The sequence below is a fragment of the Bradyrhizobium sp. B124 genome (assembly GCF_038967635.1).
Classification (GTDB): domain Bacteria; phylum Pseudomonadota; class Alphaproteobacteria; order Rhizobiales; family Xanthobacteraceae; genus Bradyrhizobium.
Window position 1 is genome coordinate 5,987,285 of record NZ_CP152413.1, and the last position, 14,725, is coordinate 6,002,009.

General features: G+C 65.7%; 16 protein-coding genes. 4 read left to right on the top strand and 12 right to left on the bottom strand.

Annotation, left to right across the window (positions count from 1 at the left end; translation table 11 throughout):
- Positions 1–70: 70 nt before the first annotated feature.
- Positions 71–505 (bottom strand): cupin domain-containing protein, encoded by a 435-nt coding sequence (locus AAFG13_RS28450; RefSeq protein ID WP_212311963.1) that lies wholly within the window; start codon positions 503–505, stop codon positions 71–73.
- Positions 505–1,272, bottom strand: a complete 768-nt coding sequence (gloB, locus tag AAFG13_RS28455) for a hydroxyacylglutathione hydrolase (protein ID WP_212311962.1) — start codon at positions 1,270–1,272, stop codon at positions 505–507. The genes AAFG13_RS28450 and gloB overlap by 1 nt, the downstream gene beginning before the upstream one ends.
- Positions 1,273–1,455: 183 nt before the next feature.
- Here gloB and AAFG13_RS28460 point away from each other — a divergent pair, with 183 nt between their 5' ends.
- Positions 1,456–2,208 carry a class I SAM-dependent methyltransferase gene (locus AAFG13_RS28460; protein WP_207834498.1) on the top strand — a complete coding sequence of 251 codons (753 nt, stop codon included), beginning with the start codon at positions 1,456–1,458 and terminating at the stop codon, positions 2,206–2,208.
- 86 nt (positions 2,209–2,294) lie between these two features.
- Here AAFG13_RS28460 and AAFG13_RS28465 read toward each other — a convergent pair whose 3' ends face one another.
- The 5 genes from AAFG13_RS28465 to AAFG13_RS28485 all read right to left on the bottom strand — a co-directional run bounded on the left by AAFG13_RS28465 (position 2,295) and on the right by AAFG13_RS28485 (position 9,680).
- Positions 2,295–3,074, bottom strand: a complete 780-nt coding sequence (locus tag AAFG13_RS28465) for a DUF4167 domain-containing protein (RefSeq protein ID WP_212311960.1) — start codon at positions 3,072–3,074, stop codon at positions 2,295–2,297.
- Between the two features lie 484 nt (positions 3,075–3,558).
- On the bottom strand, positions 3,559–4,440 hold the full coding sequence (prmC, locus tag AAFG13_RS28470; RefSeq protein WP_342708878.1) for a peptide chain release factor N(5)-glutamine methyltransferase: 882 nt from the start codon (positions 4,438–4,440) through the stop codon (positions 3,559–3,561).
- A 183-nt stretch (positions 4,441–4,623) separates the two neighbouring features.
- A complete protein-coding gene (gene prfA / locus AAFG13_RS28475) occupies positions 4,624–5,703 on the bottom strand; it encodes a peptide chain release factor 1 (RefSeq protein WP_212311958.1) in 1,080 nt (359 codons plus the stop codon).
- A gap of 56 nt (positions 5,704–5,759) precedes the next feature.
- Positions 5,760–8,027: a phosphoenolpyruvate--protein phosphotransferase gene (gene ptsP / locus AAFG13_RS28480; protein WP_212311957.1), complete on the bottom strand. Its 2,268-nt coding sequence runs from the start codon at positions 8,025–8,027 to the stop codon at positions 5,760–5,762.
- A 396-nt stretch (positions 8,028–8,423) separates the two neighbouring features.
- A complete protein-coding gene (locus tag AAFG13_RS28485) occupies positions 8,424–9,680 on the bottom strand; it encodes an aspartate kinase (protein ID WP_342708879.1) in 1,257 nt (418 codons plus the stop codon).
- A gap of 210 nt (positions 9,681–9,890) precedes the next feature.
- Between AAFG13_RS28485 and AAFG13_RS28490 the strand changes: the two genes are divergently transcribed.
- The 3 genes from AAFG13_RS28490 (at position 9,891) to AAFG13_RS28500 (ending at position 12,275) form a co-directional block, all read left to right on the top strand.
- Positions 9,891–10,358, top strand: a complete 468-nt coding sequence (locus tag AAFG13_RS28490) for a PH domain-containing protein (RefSeq protein WP_342708880.1) — start codon at positions 9,891–9,893, stop codon at positions 10,356–10,358.
- Between the two features lie 14 nt (positions 10,359–10,372).
- Complete coding sequence (gene ubiG / locus AAFG13_RS28495) at positions 10,373–11,143, top strand: bifunctional 2-polyprenyl-6-hydroxyphenol methylase/3-demethylubiquinol 3-O-methyltransferase UbiG (RefSeq protein WP_342708881.1); 771 nt, start codon at positions 10,373–10,375, stop codon at positions 11,141–11,143.
- 232 nt (positions 11,144–11,375) lie between these two features.
- The gene (locus AAFG13_RS28500) at positions 11,376–12,275 is read left to right on the top strand and encodes a DMT family transporter (protein ID WP_212311953.1); all 900 of its coding nucleotides are present in this window, start codon (positions 11,376–11,378) and stop codon (positions 12,273–12,275) included.
- A gap of 1 nt (position 12,276) precedes the next feature.
- Here AAFG13_RS28500 and AAFG13_RS28505 read toward each other — a convergent pair whose 3' ends face one another.
- The 5 genes from AAFG13_RS28505 to grxC are packed head-to-tail and all read right to left on the bottom strand — an operon-like array spanning position 12,277 to position 14,716.
- A complete protein-coding gene (locus AAFG13_RS28505; protein WP_342708882.1) occupies positions 12,277–12,717 on the bottom strand; it encodes an EamA family transporter in 441 nt (146 codons plus the stop codon).
- Positions 12,707–13,060: a hypothetical protein gene (locus tag AAFG13_RS28510; RefSeq protein ID WP_342708883.1), complete on the bottom strand. Its 354-nt coding sequence runs from the start codon at positions 13,058–13,060 to the stop codon at positions 12,707–12,709. The genes AAFG13_RS28505 and AAFG13_RS28510 overlap by 11 nt, the downstream gene beginning before the upstream one ends.
- A gap of 38 nt (positions 13,061–13,098) precedes the next feature.
- Positions 13,099–13,569 carry a DUF1178 family protein gene (locus tag AAFG13_RS28515; protein ID WP_342708884.1) on the bottom strand — a complete coding sequence of 157 codons (471 nt, stop codon included), beginning with the start codon at positions 13,567–13,569 and terminating at the stop codon, positions 13,099–13,101.
- Entirely contained in the window at positions 13,566–14,444 is an 879-nt protein-coding gene (locus AAFG13_RS28520; protein WP_342708885.1) for a carbon-nitrogen hydrolase family protein, read from the bottom strand. Before AAFG13_RS28520 ends, AAFG13_RS28515 begins: the two co-directional genes overlap by 4 nt.
- A complete protein-coding gene (gene grxC / locus AAFG13_RS28525; protein WP_097671104.1) occupies positions 14,444–14,716 on the bottom strand; it encodes a glutaredoxin 3 in 273 nt (90 codons plus the stop codon). The genes AAFG13_RS28520 and grxC overlap by 1 nt, the downstream gene beginning before the upstream one ends.
- Positions 14,717–14,725 lie beyond the last annotated feature (9 nt).

Here is a 14,725-nt window from a genome sequence, read left to right on the forward strand (position 1 = left end):
CTTCCTCATGTGAAGCCTAGAGCTAATGGCTTGGTGCCCGCTTACCCACCCGATTCCCGAGTACCTTTTTTCAGTTGCCGGGGAACCAATCGGGCTTTGCCATCTCGAACTTCGCAAACTCAAATCCCGGCGCCACGGTGCAGCCGACCAGCGTCCAGTCGCCGCCGCTTTCCGCGGCCTGCCAGGCGCCTGCCGGCACGATCGCCTGTGGCTGCTCGCCGTGCGCGACATCAGGCCCGAGCGTGATCGCATGCGGTAGGCCGCCGTCCTGCGCGATCTTCAGCGTTAGCGGCGCGCCGGCGTAGTAGTGCCACATCTCGACAGCGTCGATGCGGTGCCAGTGCGAGCGTTCGCCGCGCGCGAGGAGAAAATAGATCGCGGTCGAATGCGCACGTCCACTGGCATCACAGCGCTCGTCGCGAAACGTCTCGCGATAATGGCCGCCTTCGGGGTGCGGCTGCAGCGCGAGCCGCGCGATGATGTCGGCAGCCGAGAGCTGTGACATCAGGACTTGTTCTTGCGCTCGCGGAGCTCGCCGAACACCAGCGCCGGGTCGGCGCCCTTCATGTGCAGCTTGGCCGCGACCGCCGGCTCGTCGGCCCGCAGGAACACGTTGGCCTTCTTCTCGTCGCCCAGCAGCACGGGAATCGTCGGCTTGTTCTCGGCGCGCAGCTTCGTCACTTCCTCGGCGCGGGCCTGCAAATGCGGATTGTCGCCCTCGATGGTGAGCGCGAACTTCACGTTGGAGGCGGTGTATTCATGGCCGCAATAGAGACGGAAATCGTCCGGCAGCGAACGCAGCTTGAGAAGCGAATCCCACATCATCGGATAGGTGCCTTCGAACACCCGGCCGCATCCGATCGAGAACAGCGTGTCGGCGGCGAACACCGCCTTCTCGCCGTCGAACACATAGGAGATATGGTCGAGCGTATGGCCGGGGGTCTCGACCACGCGCGCGAGCAGGCTGCCGACCTTGATGACGTCGGCATTGGCGGCGCGCAGATCGACATTGGCGATCTTGGCCGACTGGTCGTGCGGCGCGACGACGCGGCATCCATATTTCTGCTTCAGCTCGGCGACGCCGCCGACATGGTCGCCATGGTGATGGGTGATCAGGATGTCGGTCAGCGTCCAGCCTTCGTGCTCCAGCGCCTTGATGATCGGGCCGGCCTCCGGCGCGTCGATCGATGCCGTCGCCTTGGTGGCGGGATCGTGGATCAGGTACCCGAAATTGTCGGTGAGGCAGCTGAAGGTGCGAATTTCGGCGGTCATGATATCTCCACGAACAAACGGGACGGACATTTCAGAGCATGGCCTTTTCGAAAAGCCGGCGTCGCCGTTTCCGGATCATGCTCTTACCGCGCCCAATATAGGGGTGAAATATGGCGTTAACGCTCCGGCAGCAACGCAAATTTCGGCGCTCCCCGGCTGCAGGGGGCATGTTAGGCTGGGATCATGGACGTCATCGACCTCCGCGACTTCTATTCGCAGCGCCTCGGCATCGTGGCGCGGCAGCTGATCAACCGTGGCATCCGTGCGCGGTGGCCGAACGCGGAAGGCCTGCGCGTGCTCGGCCTCGGCTATCCGACGCCTTACCTCGGCCTGTTCCGTGATACCTGCGAGCGCTGCATTGCCTTCATGCCGGCGGCCCAGGGCGTGCTGAAATGGCCGACCGGCCGGCCTGCGCTGGCGACCCTGATCGACGAATTCTCGATGCCGCTGCCGGATGCCGCGGTCGACCGCGTGCTGCTGGTGCATGCGCTGGAGATGTCCGACGATCCGGAGCGGCTGCTGCGCGAGGTGTGGCGGGTGCTGTCGCCGTCGGGGCGGCTGATCGCGATCATCCCGAACAGGCGCGGCGTCTGGACCCGCACCGATGCCACGCCGTTCGGCCATGGCCGGCCCTATTCGCGGGCGCAGATCACCCAGCTGTTGCGGCAGACCTGGTTCACGCCGGCGTCATGGGGTGAGGCGCTGTTCATGCCGCCGGTGCAGGGCAGCTGGTTCCTGCGCTCGGCGATGGCGTGGGAGCGGGTCGGCGCGGCGCTGTCGATGCCGTTCGCCGGCGTGCATATCGTGGAAGCGAGCAAGCAGGTCTATCGCGCGATCCCCGCGCGCCGCGAACGGACGCAGCTGATCCCGTCATTGCGTCCGGTGCTGGTGCCGTCCTCGACGGCGACGCGCAAATCCAGTCACGCGGAGTCGTAGGAAGACGCGGAGTCGTAAGACGACTCGGAGTCGCGACGCGGATCATTCACCCTCCCCGTGAAGGGAGGGTGACAGATTTTCAGGGGTTACTCGTTGCCCGGATTGAAGTCGTCGCTCGGCGCCGGCTGCGCCGCCATGTCGGGGCGCGGGCCGTGCGGACGGCGGCGCCGGCGCGGAAAGCGCTCGCTCCGTTCGCCGCGTTCTGCGCCGCCATTGTTGGTTTCATAGGGGCCACCGTTGACCTGCGGCTGCGCGCCGCCGGTGATGAACGAGGGCAGGCGATCGACGCCGCCGGCATCGGCCAGCACCGGCTGCGGCTGGTTCTGCGGTAGCGGTTGATACTGCGGCTGCGGACGATGCTCGCGTTCGCGGTGCTCACGCGGCTGCTGCTCGCGCGGTGGCTGGTCACGCTCGCGATGCTCCCGCGGCTGCTGGTAGGGCTGCTGGCCGTTGTCGCGCATGAATGGCTGTTGCTGCTGCGGCACGAAGCCCGGCTCCTGGCCGAAGCTCGAATAGCCGTCGCTGTCGTCGTCGCCGTCTTCGGTCTGCGTCACCTCGGCGTCGGGGCGCGGCGGCTGCTGATTCTGCCGGAACTGCTCCTGCGCGGTCGCGATGATCCGGTAGTAGTGCTCGGCGTGCTGGTAGTAGTTCTCAGCTGCCACCGGATCGCCGGAGGAGCGTGCATCGCGCGCAAGCTGGACGTATTTCTCGGCCACGTGGGAGGCCGTGCCGCGGATCTTGATGTCGGGTCCGTTCGATTCGTACACCCGTGTCAGGGGATTCTGGCCGCGCCGGTTATTATTGTTGTTGTTATTGTTGTTGTTATTCCGGTTGCGCATCCGCTTGTTGTTCTGACCGTTTCTCATCTGTCGCCTTTTATTCCAGCCCTGAAGTTATTGCAGTCCACAGTCCGATTTCTCAGAAGTCCGATTCCCAGATTCCGATTCGGCGCGCGTCTAGGCGCACGGAATCGCAATACCGTTCGAAGTGGCATCGATGTCGCCGACCATCTCGTTCAGCAAAGTCGCGTTCAGCAAAGACGCGTTCCCCAACCGCCGCCGGCCAAACACGCCAGCGACAAAATCATTCCGCCCGTTGAGACAGGCCCAGTTCTCGTGCGTAAGTGTTCAAGCGCAATAACAGGCTTTCGTTCGCTTGGCGGTCGAGAGCAGCACAGCTTCGGCTATTGCGCTCAATGAGACCTGCGTTCCTGGAACCTTTCGATCGGCGGGCTCTGCTGAACCCTGGTCATCACCCGTAACGGTTACGGGGCCAGCACCGATGTTGTGGGCGGAACGTAGTCGTTCCCGGGGGATATTCCAAGAGGTTTTTTTGCGTTCCAATAGGACTTTATCGGGGCAGCCGGCGGGCTGAAACGGCCCTTGGAACGCCCCCGAGATCGGCCTTGGGCGGCCCCGTTGGGGATAACCCGGAAGCCGTCATCAGCGCTTCAACGTCGCCGCTCTGGCCCTGTCCGACTTCCACAACCAGAAATCCACCCGAGGTCATAAGACCCGCAGATTGCGAAATCAGCGCGCGGTAGGCGTCGAGCCCGTCGGCCCCGCCGTCGAGCGCCGCGCGCGGGTCGTGCGCGCGGACCTCGATGTCGAGACCGGCGATGTCGGCCGAGGGGATGTAGGGCGGATTGGACACGATCAGGTCGAACGCGCCGGTCAGCGCGCTGCCGTAGTCGCACGCGATCCATGTCGCGCGCTGGCTAAGTCCGAGCTCGGCCGCGTTCCGGCTCGCCGTCTGCAGCGCCTCCGCCGAGATGTCGGTGCCGAAGCCATGCGCGTTCGGCAGTTCCGAGAGCAGCGCCAGCAGGATCGCGCCCGAACCGGTGCCGAGATCGGCGATCCGCAGCGCGCGCTCGGCCGCGCCGTCGGCGCACAGCAGCTCGAGCGCGCGCTCGACCACGGTCTCGGTGTCGGGACGCGGCACCAGCGTCGCGGCGGTCAGATGCAGCGGCAGTCCCCAAAATTCCTTGATGCCGAGAATGCGCGCGACCGGTTCGCCGGCGAGGCGGCGCCGCGCCAGGTCTTCGAGGCGATCCGCTTCGTCTTGGGTCAGCGTACGTTTCGCTGCCGTGACCATGCCGGTCAGATCGAGGCCAAGCGCCGCGCCGACCAGCAGCCGTGCATCGAGTTCGGCGGAGTCGTTGCCGGCCGATTGCAACTGCACGGCAAGTGCGCGGCGGGCCGTCTCGACTGTTGCGTTGACCACAGGCGCCATCACGCAGTGTCCTCGCGCAACACCAACCGCCCGTCGTCCCCGCGAAAGCGGGGACCCATACGCCGCGGCCCTTCGATCTGGGCGGTCGGGGTCGATATCGGGATCAACAATGACGCCCTGTGGTTATGGGTCCCTGCTTTCGCAGGGACGACGACGATCAATGGAGCCAGCAGCCGGATCGGTTCACGCCGCCGCGCCCTGTGCCGCGAGCTGCGCGGCCTGGTGCTCGGTGGTCAGCGCATCGATCAGTTCGCCGAGCGCCTCGCCCGCGATCACCTGCGGCAGCTTGTAGAGCGTCAGGTTGATGCGATGGTCGGTGACTCTCCCTTGCGGGAAATTATAGGTGCGGATCCGCTCCGAGCGGTCGCCGGAGCCGACCTTCTCCTTGCGGTCGGCGGAGCGCGCGGCGTCGACGCGCTGGCGCTCGGCGTCATAGATGCGCGAGCGCAGGATGTTCATCGCCGACGCGCGGTTTTTGTGCTGCGAGCGGCTGTCTTGCATCATCACCACGATGCCGGTCGGCAGATGGGTGATGCGGATCGCGGATTCGGTCTTGTTGACGTGCTGGCCGCCGGCGCCGCCGGCGCGCATGGTCTCGATCCTTAAGTCGGTGTCCTTGATGTCGACGTCGACGTCCTCGACCTCGGGCAGCACGGCGACCGTGGCGGCCGAGGTGTGGATGCGGCCTTGCGTCTCGGTGTCGGGCACGCGCTGCACGCGGTGCACGCCGGACTCGAATTTCAGCTTGGCGAAGGCGCCACGGCCCTGCACCTCGGCGATGATTTCCTTGTAGCCGCCGACGGTGCCTTCGCTCGCCGAGATCACCTCGACCTTCCAGCCCTGCAAGGCCGCGAAGCGCTCATACATCCGGAACAGGTCGCCGGCGAACAGCGAGGCCTCGTCGCCGCCGGTGCCGGCGCGGATTTCCAGCACCACGTTGCGGTCGTCCATCGCGTCCTTCGGCAATAGCGCGATCCGGATCTCCTGTTCGAGCTCGCCGATGCGCGCCTGCAGCGTTTCCATCTCCGCTTCCGCCATGCTGCGCATCTCGGGATCGGTCCCCGCATCCGCCAGCATCGCCTCGGCGTCAGCGAGTTCCGACCGGGCGGAGCGATAGACCTTCACCGCATCGATCAGCGGATTGAGCTCGGCGAGCTCGCGGGTGATCTGCACATAGCGCTCGGAGTTGACCTGGCCGAGCAGCTCGGCCTCCAGCGAGGCGTGATGGGCGAGCAGGACGTCGAGTTTGGCTTCGGGTAGCATGGCGGAGTCTCGAATTGCTGAAAGCGCGAAGGGGTGGCAGAGGCGCGGCAGCGTCGCTACAAGGCCAGCCCCTCGGTTTCCGCAAACTTCGTCAGCGCCTCGCGGATCGACACGCTGCCAACCGGCGCGTCCACCAGCGGATTGATCATCGCTTCAGCCTTCTTGGCGTCGAGGTCGAGGATCAGCGCCTTGACCGGGCCATGCGCAGTTGCTGACAATGAAAGCGAACGGTAGCCGAGCGCGATCAGCGCCAGCGCGCCGATCGGCTTCGACGCCATCTCGCCGCACAGCGACGCGGCCTTCTTCGCGATCTTGGCCTTGCGCACGATGTCGCGCAGCGCGCGCAGGATCGGCGCCGACAGGGTGTCGAAGCGTTCCGAGACCTTGGCATTGCCGCGATCGACCGCGAACAGGAACTGGAACAGGTCGTTGGAGCCGACCGACACGAAGTCGACCTTCTTCAGCAGCTCGTCGAGCTGGTAGAGCAGGGCCGGCACCTCGACCATGGTGCCGATATCGATCCGCTCGGGCAGCGAATGGCCGTGCTGGCGCAGATAGGTCAGCTCGCGCTCGACGATCGCCTTGGCCTGGTCGAACTCGGCGATGTCGGAGATCATCGGGAACATGATCTTCAGCGCACGGCCGCCGCCGGCGCGCAGCAGCGCGCGGATCTGGCCGCGTAGCAGGCCGGGGCGGTCGAGGCCGAGCCGGATCGCGCGCCAGCCGAGCGCCGGATTTTCCTCGACCACGGTCTCCATATAGGGCAGCGCCTTGTCGCCGCCGATGTCGAGCGTGCGGAAGGTGACGGGCTTGGCGCCTGCGGCGTCGAGCACGGTGCGGTACAGCGCCAGCTGGTCGCTCGAACGCGGCAGGCTCGGGCTCACCATGAACTGCAATTCGGTGCGGAACAGGCCGATGCCGGCGCTGCCGGTGTCCTCGATATGCGGCAGGTCGATGGTCAGGCCGGCATTGATCAGGAGCTCGATCGGCTGGCCGTCCTTGGTCACGCAAGGCTTGTCGCGCAGAGCCGAATATTGCGCCTGCCGCCGCGCCCGGAACCGGACGCGCTCGGCGTAGGCGGATTCGATCTCGGCGGACGGGCGGACATAGATCTCGCCGGAAATGCCGTCGACGATGATGGCATCGCCCGGATCGGCAATGCCGGGCGCGTTCGGCACCTCGCCGACCGCGGGAATGCCGAGCGCGCGCGCCACGATCGAGACGTGGGAATTCGCGGTGCCTTCCTCCAGCACCAGGCCGCGCAGCCGCTTGCGGTCATAGTCGAGCAGCGCCGCGGGGCCCATCGCGCGGGCGATCAGGATGGCGTTGTCGGGCAGCTGCTCGCGCGTCGGCGCATGGTCCTGGCCGACCAGTTGGCGCATCAGGCGATGGCCGAGATCCTCGAGATCGTGCAGGCGGTCGCGCAGATAGGGATCGGTCGAGCGCAGCATGCGCGCGCGGGTGTCGGACTGCACGCGCTCGACGGCGGCTTCCGCGGTGAGGCCGGTGGCGACCGCCTCATGCAGCTTGTGCGACCAGCCCTGGTCGTTGGCGAACATGCGGTAGGCTTCCAGCACCTCGCGGTGCTCGCCGCCTTCGGCAACGTCGCCACGCTCCAGCATGCGGTCGAGATCGGCGCGCAGATTGGCGAGCGCAGTGTCGAGCCGCTTGATCTCCTTCGGCAGGTCCTCGGCGATATAGTTGGTGATGACGACGCGCGGCTCGTGCAGCACGACATGGCCGAGCGCGATGCCGTCGGAGAGCACCGCGCCGGTCTTGTGCAGCGAGTGCCGCGCGGCGGGCTCGGCGCCGGGCTGGGCCAGCGCGGCAAGCTCGCCGGAGGCGATCATCTCCGCCAGCACCATGGCGGTGGTCTGCAGCGCCTCGACCTCTTCCTCGACATAGGTGCGCTTGGCGCGGTTCTGCACCACAAGCACGCCGAGCGTGTTGCCGGCGCGCAGGATCGGCACGCCGAGGAACGAGTGGTAGATCTCTTCGCCGGTCTCCGGGCGGTAGGCGAAGGCGGGGTGGCTTTGCGCGTCGGAGAGATTGAGCGGCGTCGCCTCGCTGGCAACGAGGCCGACCAGGCCCTCATGCGCGCTCAGCACGGTGCGATGCACGGCGTCGCGGTTCAGACCCTCGGTGGCGTAGAGCTCGAGTGTGTTGTCGATGCGCAGCACGTAGCAGGAGCAGACCTCGGCCACCATGTTGGCCGCGATCAGCACCACGATCTTGTCGAGGCGTTCCTGGGCGGAGACTTGCTCCGCCATGGTTTCGCGGAGCCGTCTCAACAGGACGCGGGGGCCTCCCGACGCGCTCCGCATGTGCTTCAGTCCCTCCCCACGAGGCCAGCGCACGGGGCCGGCTGGCCGTTGGCGCAAAACTCGTCAAAAACAACAATTTTAGTCATTCGGCGTCGCCGCTCGCGCCAGTTCCCGCCGATTCGGGATCGCACAAACTGTGCCACAGTTTGCGACAGCCCACCTGACTGGCCGTATAGCCAATCGAGGCTCGCTTTGCCAAGCAAAACGCCTGCCAGTAGCAAATAACGTCTGCGTCAGCCCTATGCTGCGCCCGCTAAGAGAAATTCTAACTCCGGGATGTGGGTACCGGAGGACGGCCAATGCTCCGCCTCGTCATTCCCCGGTGCGCAATTGCGCACCTGAGGGCTCTCGCGTCGCGGGCCCCGGAATGACGAAAGGAAGGGGCCCCGGAAAGCCCTACGCCTGGTCCAGCCCGTACAGCGTGTGCAGCGTGCGGACCGCGAGTTCGGTGTAGGCGGCGTCGATCAGGACCGAGAACTTGATCTCGGAGGTGGTGATGGCGCGGATGTTGATGTTGCGGTCGGCCAGCGCCTTGAACGCCTTGGCGGCGACACCGGCATGGCTGCGCATGCCGCTGCCGATCACCGAGACCTTGGCGACGTCGGTCGCGGTGTCGAGCCTGATATAGCCGATCTTGGCCTTGGCGGAGGTAATGGTGTCCCTGGCGCGGTTGTAGTCGGTGGCCGGCACGGTGAAGGTGAGGTCGGTGGTCTTGCCGTCCTCCGACACGTTCTGCACGATCATGTCGACGTTGATGTTGGCATCCGCGAGCGGCCCGAAGATCGCCGCGGCGACGCCGGGCTTGTCCTCGATCTGGCGCACAGAAATCTGGGCTTCGTCCTTGGAGAAGGCGATGCCGGTGACGACGTGCATTTCCATGATTTCCTCCTCGCTGCAGATCAGCGTGCCCGGCGGCTGGTTGGCGTGCGGGTCGATATCCTCTGGCTTGTCGAAGCTGGAGCGCACGAAGATCGGCATGTTGTGCACCATGCCGAGTTCCACCGAGCGAACCTGCAGCACCTTGGCGCCCTGCGAGGCCAGCTCCAGCATGTCCTCGAACGCGATCTTGTCGAGCCTGCGCGCCTTCGGCACCACGCGCGGGTCGGTGGTGTAGACGCCGTCGACATCGGTGTAGATGTCGCAGCGGTCGGCGCGCAGCGCGGCCGCGATCGCCACCGCCGAAGTATCCGAACCGCCGCGGCCGAGCGTGGTGATGCGGCCGGTATCGGGATTGATGCCCTGGAAGCCGGCGATCACGGCGACTTCCTTGCGCTCCTTGAAGCGGGTGATGATCTCGCTGCCGTCGATATCGAGGATGCGCGCCGAGGCATGCGCCTCCGAGGTCTTGATTGGAATCTGCCAGCCCTGCCAGGAGCGCGCCTGGATGCCGATGCCCTGCAGCACGATCGCGAGCAGGCCCGAGGTGACCTGTTCGCCGGAGGCGACCACCGCGTCATATTCGCGCGCGTCGTGCATCGGCGAGGCCTCGGTGCACCAGGCCACCAGTTCGTTGGTCTTGCCGGACATCGCGGAGACGACGACGGCGACCTCGTGGCCGGCGTCGACCTCGCGCTTCACGTGCTGGGCGACGTTGCGGATACGATCGATATTGGCGACGGACGTACCGCCGAATTTCATCACGAGGCGGCCCATGACGACGCGTCTATTCCTTTAAGAGGATAAGTAGGTTAACCCACGCCGAAAACCGCAAGCGCGGGCACCGAAAGGCGCGTATACATAGCGCCGCGCCCGGGGGCAAGCCGGTTGGTAGGGGTCCCCGGAAGGTCTTTTGGGGGTGTTTTGCCGGTTGCGGGCGGGCTGTGGCGCAAGGGTGACTCGCGGGTAATTCGAAGGCGGGATTGGATGGGACGCTATATCGACGAAATCCTGCAGCCCGGCGAGAAGGTGCTGTATTCCACCAATGCGCACTGGATGTTCTATCTGCCGGCGATCTCGGCCTGGGTCGTGGTGCTGGCGCTGCTGATCCTGTCCCGGATGACGACGGTCGACGCCCTGGTGCTGGCCTGCCTGGCGGCCGCCGCCGTGGTCGCGGTCGCGGCGCTGTACTGGACCGGCGCGGCCTGGTTCCATCGCTGGACCACGGAAACCGACGTCACCAATTTCCGCGTGGTGCACAAGAGCGGCTTCATCAAGCGGCGCACCTTCGAGATGAGCCTCGACAAGGTCGAGAGCGTCGACGTCAACCAGAGCATCATGGGGCGCCTGCTCAATTATGGCGACGTCACCATCCGCGGCGTCGGCGAGGGCATCGAGACCATCAAGACCATCGCCTCGCCGCTGTCGTTCCGCAATTCGATCACCGCGCGATAGGGGCGCGCGCAATCATGGCTACGCAAACAACTCTTTCAAATTCCTCCGCCAATGCCTCCGCCCACTCGGTCGATCCGGCCGAGGTCGCGAAATTCTCAAAACTGTCGGATGAGTGGTGGGATCCGCGCGGCAAGATGGCGCCGCTGCACAAGATCAATCCGCTGCGCCTGACCTATATCCGCGACGCCGCCTGCCGCAAGTTCGAGCGCAACGCCAAGAGCCTGAGCTGCCTGTCCGGCCTGCGCCTGCTCGACATCGGCTGCGGCGCCGGGCTGTTGTGCGAGCCGTTCACGCGGCTCGGCGCCCAGGTGATCGGGATCGATCCCTCCGCCACCAACATCGCGGCCGCGAGGCTGCATGCCGACAAGGGGCATCTGTCGATCGACTACCGCTGCACCACGGTGGAGGAGATGGACGCACGCGAGCGCTTCGACATCGTGCTGGCGATGGAGGTGGTCGAGCACGTCGTCGATGTCGGCGCCTTCATCAAGCGCTGCGCCGTCATGCTCAAGCCGGGCGGGCTGATGGTGGTCTCGACCTTGAACCGCAACTGGAAGAGCTTCGCGCTGGCGATTGTCGGCGCCGAATACGTGCTGCGCTGGCTGCCGCGCGGCACCCATGACTGGAGCAAGTTCGTCACCCCCGCCGAGCTCGAGCGCTATCTCGGCGACGTCAACCTCGCCGTCACCGAACAGGCCGGCGTGGTCTACAACCCGCTCGCCGACAAATGGACCGTCTCGTCCGACATGGACGTGAACTACATGGTGGTGGCGGAGGAGGTGTAGCCTTCACCTCCCCCGCCCATGGGGGAATCCGTAGCCCGGATGGAGCGCAGCGCAATCCGGGACTCCTTCGTCCGCGGTTAAGCTGGCCCCGGATTGCGCTGCGCTTCATCCGGGCTACGGGGAGTTTGCGGCTCGATCGCAATCCAGTCATGCGCCGGCTCGGTTGACCGCGTCGGCGGCAATCGGCACGTTGTGCGCGTACTCCCGCCCCGGCGCACTTTCCTCGTCCCGCATGTTCTCAATCGCCTCGCTCTGGATTCCCTTCACCATTGTCGCTGCGTTCGGGCAGGTGGCGCGCAATGCGATGCAGCGGCATCTGACCGGGCCGCTCGGGACCTGGGGCGCGACCAATATCCGCTTCCTGTTCGGGCTGCCGTTCGCGGTGGTGTTCTTCGCGCTGGCGGTGCTGCTGACCGGCGATCGCGTGCCGTGGCCGGCGGCGTCGTTCTGGCCGTGGCTGTTGTCCGGCGCGCTCAGCCAGATCGTCGGCACCGGCTTCATGCTGCTGGCGATGAACGACCGCTCCTTCGTGGTGACCACGGCCTATATGAAGACCGAGGCGATCCAGACCGCGATCTTCGGCTTCATCTTCCTCGGCGACCATCTGACGACGCCTAAGGTGATCGCGATCGTGATCGCCACGATCGGCGTCGTCGTCACCGCGCTCAGGCCGGGCGGCTCGAAGAGCTTTGCCGATCTGCGGCCGACCGTGCTCGGCCTCGGCGCCGCCGCGGTGTTCGCGATCTCGGCGGTGAGTTTTCGCGGCGCGATCATTGCCGTGCCCGGCGTCTCGTTTGTGACGGCGGCCTCCTACACGCTGATGTGGAGCCTGTTCGTCCAGACGCTGATCCTGTCGGTCTATCTGCTGCTGCGCGCGCCCGACGTGCTGCGAAAAATCCTCGGCCTGTGGCGACCGTCGATGTTCGCGGGCTTCATGGGCGCGTTCTCCTCGCAGTTCTGGTTCCTGGCGTTCGCGCTCACCGCGGCCGCCAACGTGCGCACGCTGGCGCTGATCGAGGTGCTGTTCGCGCAGGGCGTGGCGTATTTCTCGCTCAAGCAGCCGTTCTCGCTGCGTGAGGTTTTGGGCATCGTCCTGATCGTGATCGGCGTCGCGCTGCTGATCGCGGCTTAGATCAACCCTTCACGGCGATCAGCACCGCGCCGGCCGAGATCAGCGCGATCCCGATCCAGCCATAGGGCGAGGGGCGCTCGCCGAGGAATACGGCGCCGAACAGCGCCACCAGCACCACGCTGAGCTTGTCGATCGGCGCGACCAGCGTCGCGGGGCCGAGCTTCAGCGCGCGGAAATAGCAGATCCACGACGCGCCGGTGCCGAGCCCGGACAGCAGCAGGAACAGCCAGCTCTTGCCCGAGATCGGTCCGGCCTGGGTGAATTGTCCGGTCGCGAACAGGATCGCCGACAGCGTGATCAGCACGACCACGGTGCGGATCAAGGTGGCGAGATCGGAGTTGATGCCCTCGACGCCGACCTTGGCGAAGATCGCAGTCAGCGCGGCGAAGACGGCGGAGAGAAACGCCCAGACCTGCCAGGAGGTGAAGGTGTCAGATGGCATGAGGCGGACCTTGAGACAGGCTGGAGAGAATCCTCGGTGCAATGTCTTGCAACTTACCCTGCAGCTTAGGGTTGGCGAGATCGTGGATCGCCGCGCGAACAATTTTGTCGTGATTGGGTTCGATCCGGATGTCTTCGCGGCATTCGATTAAGTTCGCCCACGCCTCGACGGCCGTAGCGTTGATTCTGCCGCTCGTATATCGTTCCAGTACGTCGGCGATGTGCCGACGCGTCAACGTCACAACTTCATCAGAATCCCACCCGAGCGATCGGAGGCGCGCCTCCAAATCGGGGATGGGTGCATCAAAATGAATGAGTGATTGAAGAGCGGCGTGTCGGTTCATGGCGGATTGGAGAGCACCTCGTCCACCGATCCAGTACCCTAGTTCCGGTCTTCCGGCAGCGTCGGCAGCGGCGAGACCTCGACGCCTTCGTCGATCAGCGCGCGCGCCTCCTCGGGCGAGGCCTCGCCATAGATCGGCCGATGCTCGATATCGCCGTAATGCATCTTGCGCGCCTCGTTCGGGAAGCGGTCGCCGACATTGTCGGCGTTCTTCACGATGTGGTCGCGCAGTTCCTTCAGCTTGCTGCGCAACTCGCGCTCCTGCGCCATCATCAGCGATGTCGATTCGGGTGGCGTCGCCTCGACGGGGGCGACCGGCGCCGGCCGGGCCGGTTCGCGGCCCTTCTTGCTGACGATTTGCGGCGCCATGATCGCGCGCTCGATCTTGTCAGAGCCGCAGGACGGGCAATCGATCAAATGACGCCGCTCCTGCGATTCATAGGCCGATGAGCTCTGGAACCAGCTCTCGAACTGATGGCCGCGCTCGCAGCGCAGCGTGTAGCGGATCATGCCGAACCCCGGACGAGGTGCAGATGCTCCGGGCCGGCCTTGGGGTCGGCGATGCCGAAACGCCTGCCGTGCTGAAGTGAAGGGATGGTCTTGCGCGCGGTCTCGACCTTGGTGGGATCGATCTCGGCCAGGAATACGCCGGGCTCGACGCCGCCCTCGGCGAGGATCTCGCCCCAGGGATCGATGATCAGCGAATGGCCGAAGGTCTCGCGCTTGTTCTCATGCAGGCCGGCCTGCGCCGCCGCGAACACGAAGCAGCCGGTCTCGATGGCGCGGGCGCGCAGCAGCGTGTGCCAATGCGCCTCGCCGGTCTTGCGGGTGAAGGCAGACGGCACGGTAAGGAACGACGCGCCGGCTTCGGCGAGCGCGCGATAGAGCGCCGGGAAGCGCACGTCGTAGCAGATCGTCAATCCGATCCGGCCCCAGGGCAGGTCGGAGATCACGGCGGTTTCGCCGGGCTGGTAGTTGGCCGATTCGCGATAGCTCTCGCCGCCCGGCAGATCGATGTCGAACATATGGATCTTGTCGTAGCTCGCGAGCACATTGCCCTCGGGCCCGATCAGGAACGAGCGGTTGACCGCCTTCTCCGGCGAGTAGCGCAGCGCCAGCGAGCCGATATGCAGATGGATCTTGAGTTCGGCGGCCAGCGCGCGATAGGCCTGCAGCGACTTGTCGTCCTCTTCGCTCGCCAGATGCTCGAACAGCGCCTTGCGGTTCAGCTGCATCATGTTGCTGACCTCGGGGGTCAGCACGTATTTGGCGCCCTGCGCCGCCGCTTCGCGGATCAGCCGCGTGCCCTGCGCCAGGCTCGGCTCAGGCAGCAATCCGGTGCGCATCTGCACCATGGCGGCGGTGAAAATGTTGTCCGTGCTCATCAGGCGCCGCCTCCGTTGCTGAGCAGGCCATCGAGCTTGCCCTCGCGGTCGAGCGCGTAGAGCTCGTCGCAGCCGCCGACATGGGTCTTGTCGATGAAGATCTGCGGGAACGTCGAGCCCGCGCCGGCGCGATCGTACATCTCGTCGCGGTACGCCGGGTTGCTGGCGACGCTCAATTCGGTGAACGCGGCGTTCTTGCGCGTCAAAAGGGATTTGGCCGCGGTGCAATAACCGCAGCCCGGGCGGGTATAGATTTCGATGGCAGCGGTCATGGTGTGCTC

Coding starts and splice junctions, on each gene's coding strand:
- AAFG13_RS28505 (WP_342708882.1), bottom strand. CDS start 12,717: ATGCCATCTGACACCTTCACCTCCTGGCAGGTCTGGGCGTTTCTCTCC.
- prfA (WP_212311958.1), bottom strand. CDS start 5,703: ATGCTACCCGAAGCCAAACTCGACGTCCTGCTCGCCCATCACGCCTCG.
- grxC (WP_097671104.1), bottom strand. CDS start 14,716: ATGACCGCTGCCATCGAAATCTATACCCGCCCGGGCTGCGGTTATTGC.
- ptsP (WP_212311957.1), bottom strand. CDS start 8,027: ATGCGGAGCGCGTCGGGAGGCCCCCGCGTCCTGTTGAGACGGCTCCGC.
- AAFG13_RS28490 (WP_342708880.1), top strand. CDS start 9,891: ATGGGACGCTATATCGACGAAATCCTGCAGCCCGGCGAGAAGGTGCTG.
- AAFG13_RS28460 (WP_207834498.1), top strand. CDS start 1,456: ATGGACGTCATCGACCTCCGCGACTTCTATTCGCAGCGCCTCGGCATC.
- ubiG (WP_342708881.1), top strand. CDS start 10,373: ATGGCTACGCAAACAACTCTTTCAAATTCCTCCGCCAATGCCTCCGCC.
- AAFG13_RS28465 (WP_212311960.1), bottom strand. CDS start 3,074: ATGAGAAACGGTCAGAACAACAAGCGGATGCGCAACCGGAATAACAAC.
- AAFG13_RS28500 (WP_212311953.1), top strand. CDS start 11,376: ATGTTCTCAATCGCCTCGCTCTGGATTCCCTTCACCATTGTCGCTGCG.
- AAFG13_RS28450 (WP_212311963.1), bottom strand. CDS start 505: ATGTCACAGCTCTCGGCTGCCGACATCATCGCGCGGCTCGCGCTGCAG.
- AAFG13_RS28485 (WP_342708879.1), bottom strand. CDS start 9,680: ATGGGCCGCCTCGTGATGAAATTCGGCGGTACGTCCGTCGCCAATATC.
- AAFG13_RS28520 (WP_342708885.1), bottom strand. CDS start 14,444: ATGAGCACGGACAACATTTTCACCGCCGCCATGGTGCAGATGCGCACC.
- AAFG13_RS28510 (WP_342708883.1), bottom strand. CDS start 13,060: ATGAACCGACACGCCGCTCTTCAATCACTCATTCATTTTGATGCACCC.
- AAFG13_RS28515 (WP_342708884.1), bottom strand. CDS start 13,569: ATGATCCGCTACACGCTGCGCTGCGAGCGCGGCCATCAGTTCGAGAGC.
- gloB (WP_212311962.1), bottom strand. CDS start 1,272: ATGACCGCCGAAATTCGCACCTTCAGCTGCCTCACCGACAATTTCGGG.
- prmC (WP_342708878.1), bottom strand. CDS start 4,440: ATGGCGCCTGTGGTCAACGCAACAGTCGAGACGGCCCGCCGCGCACTT.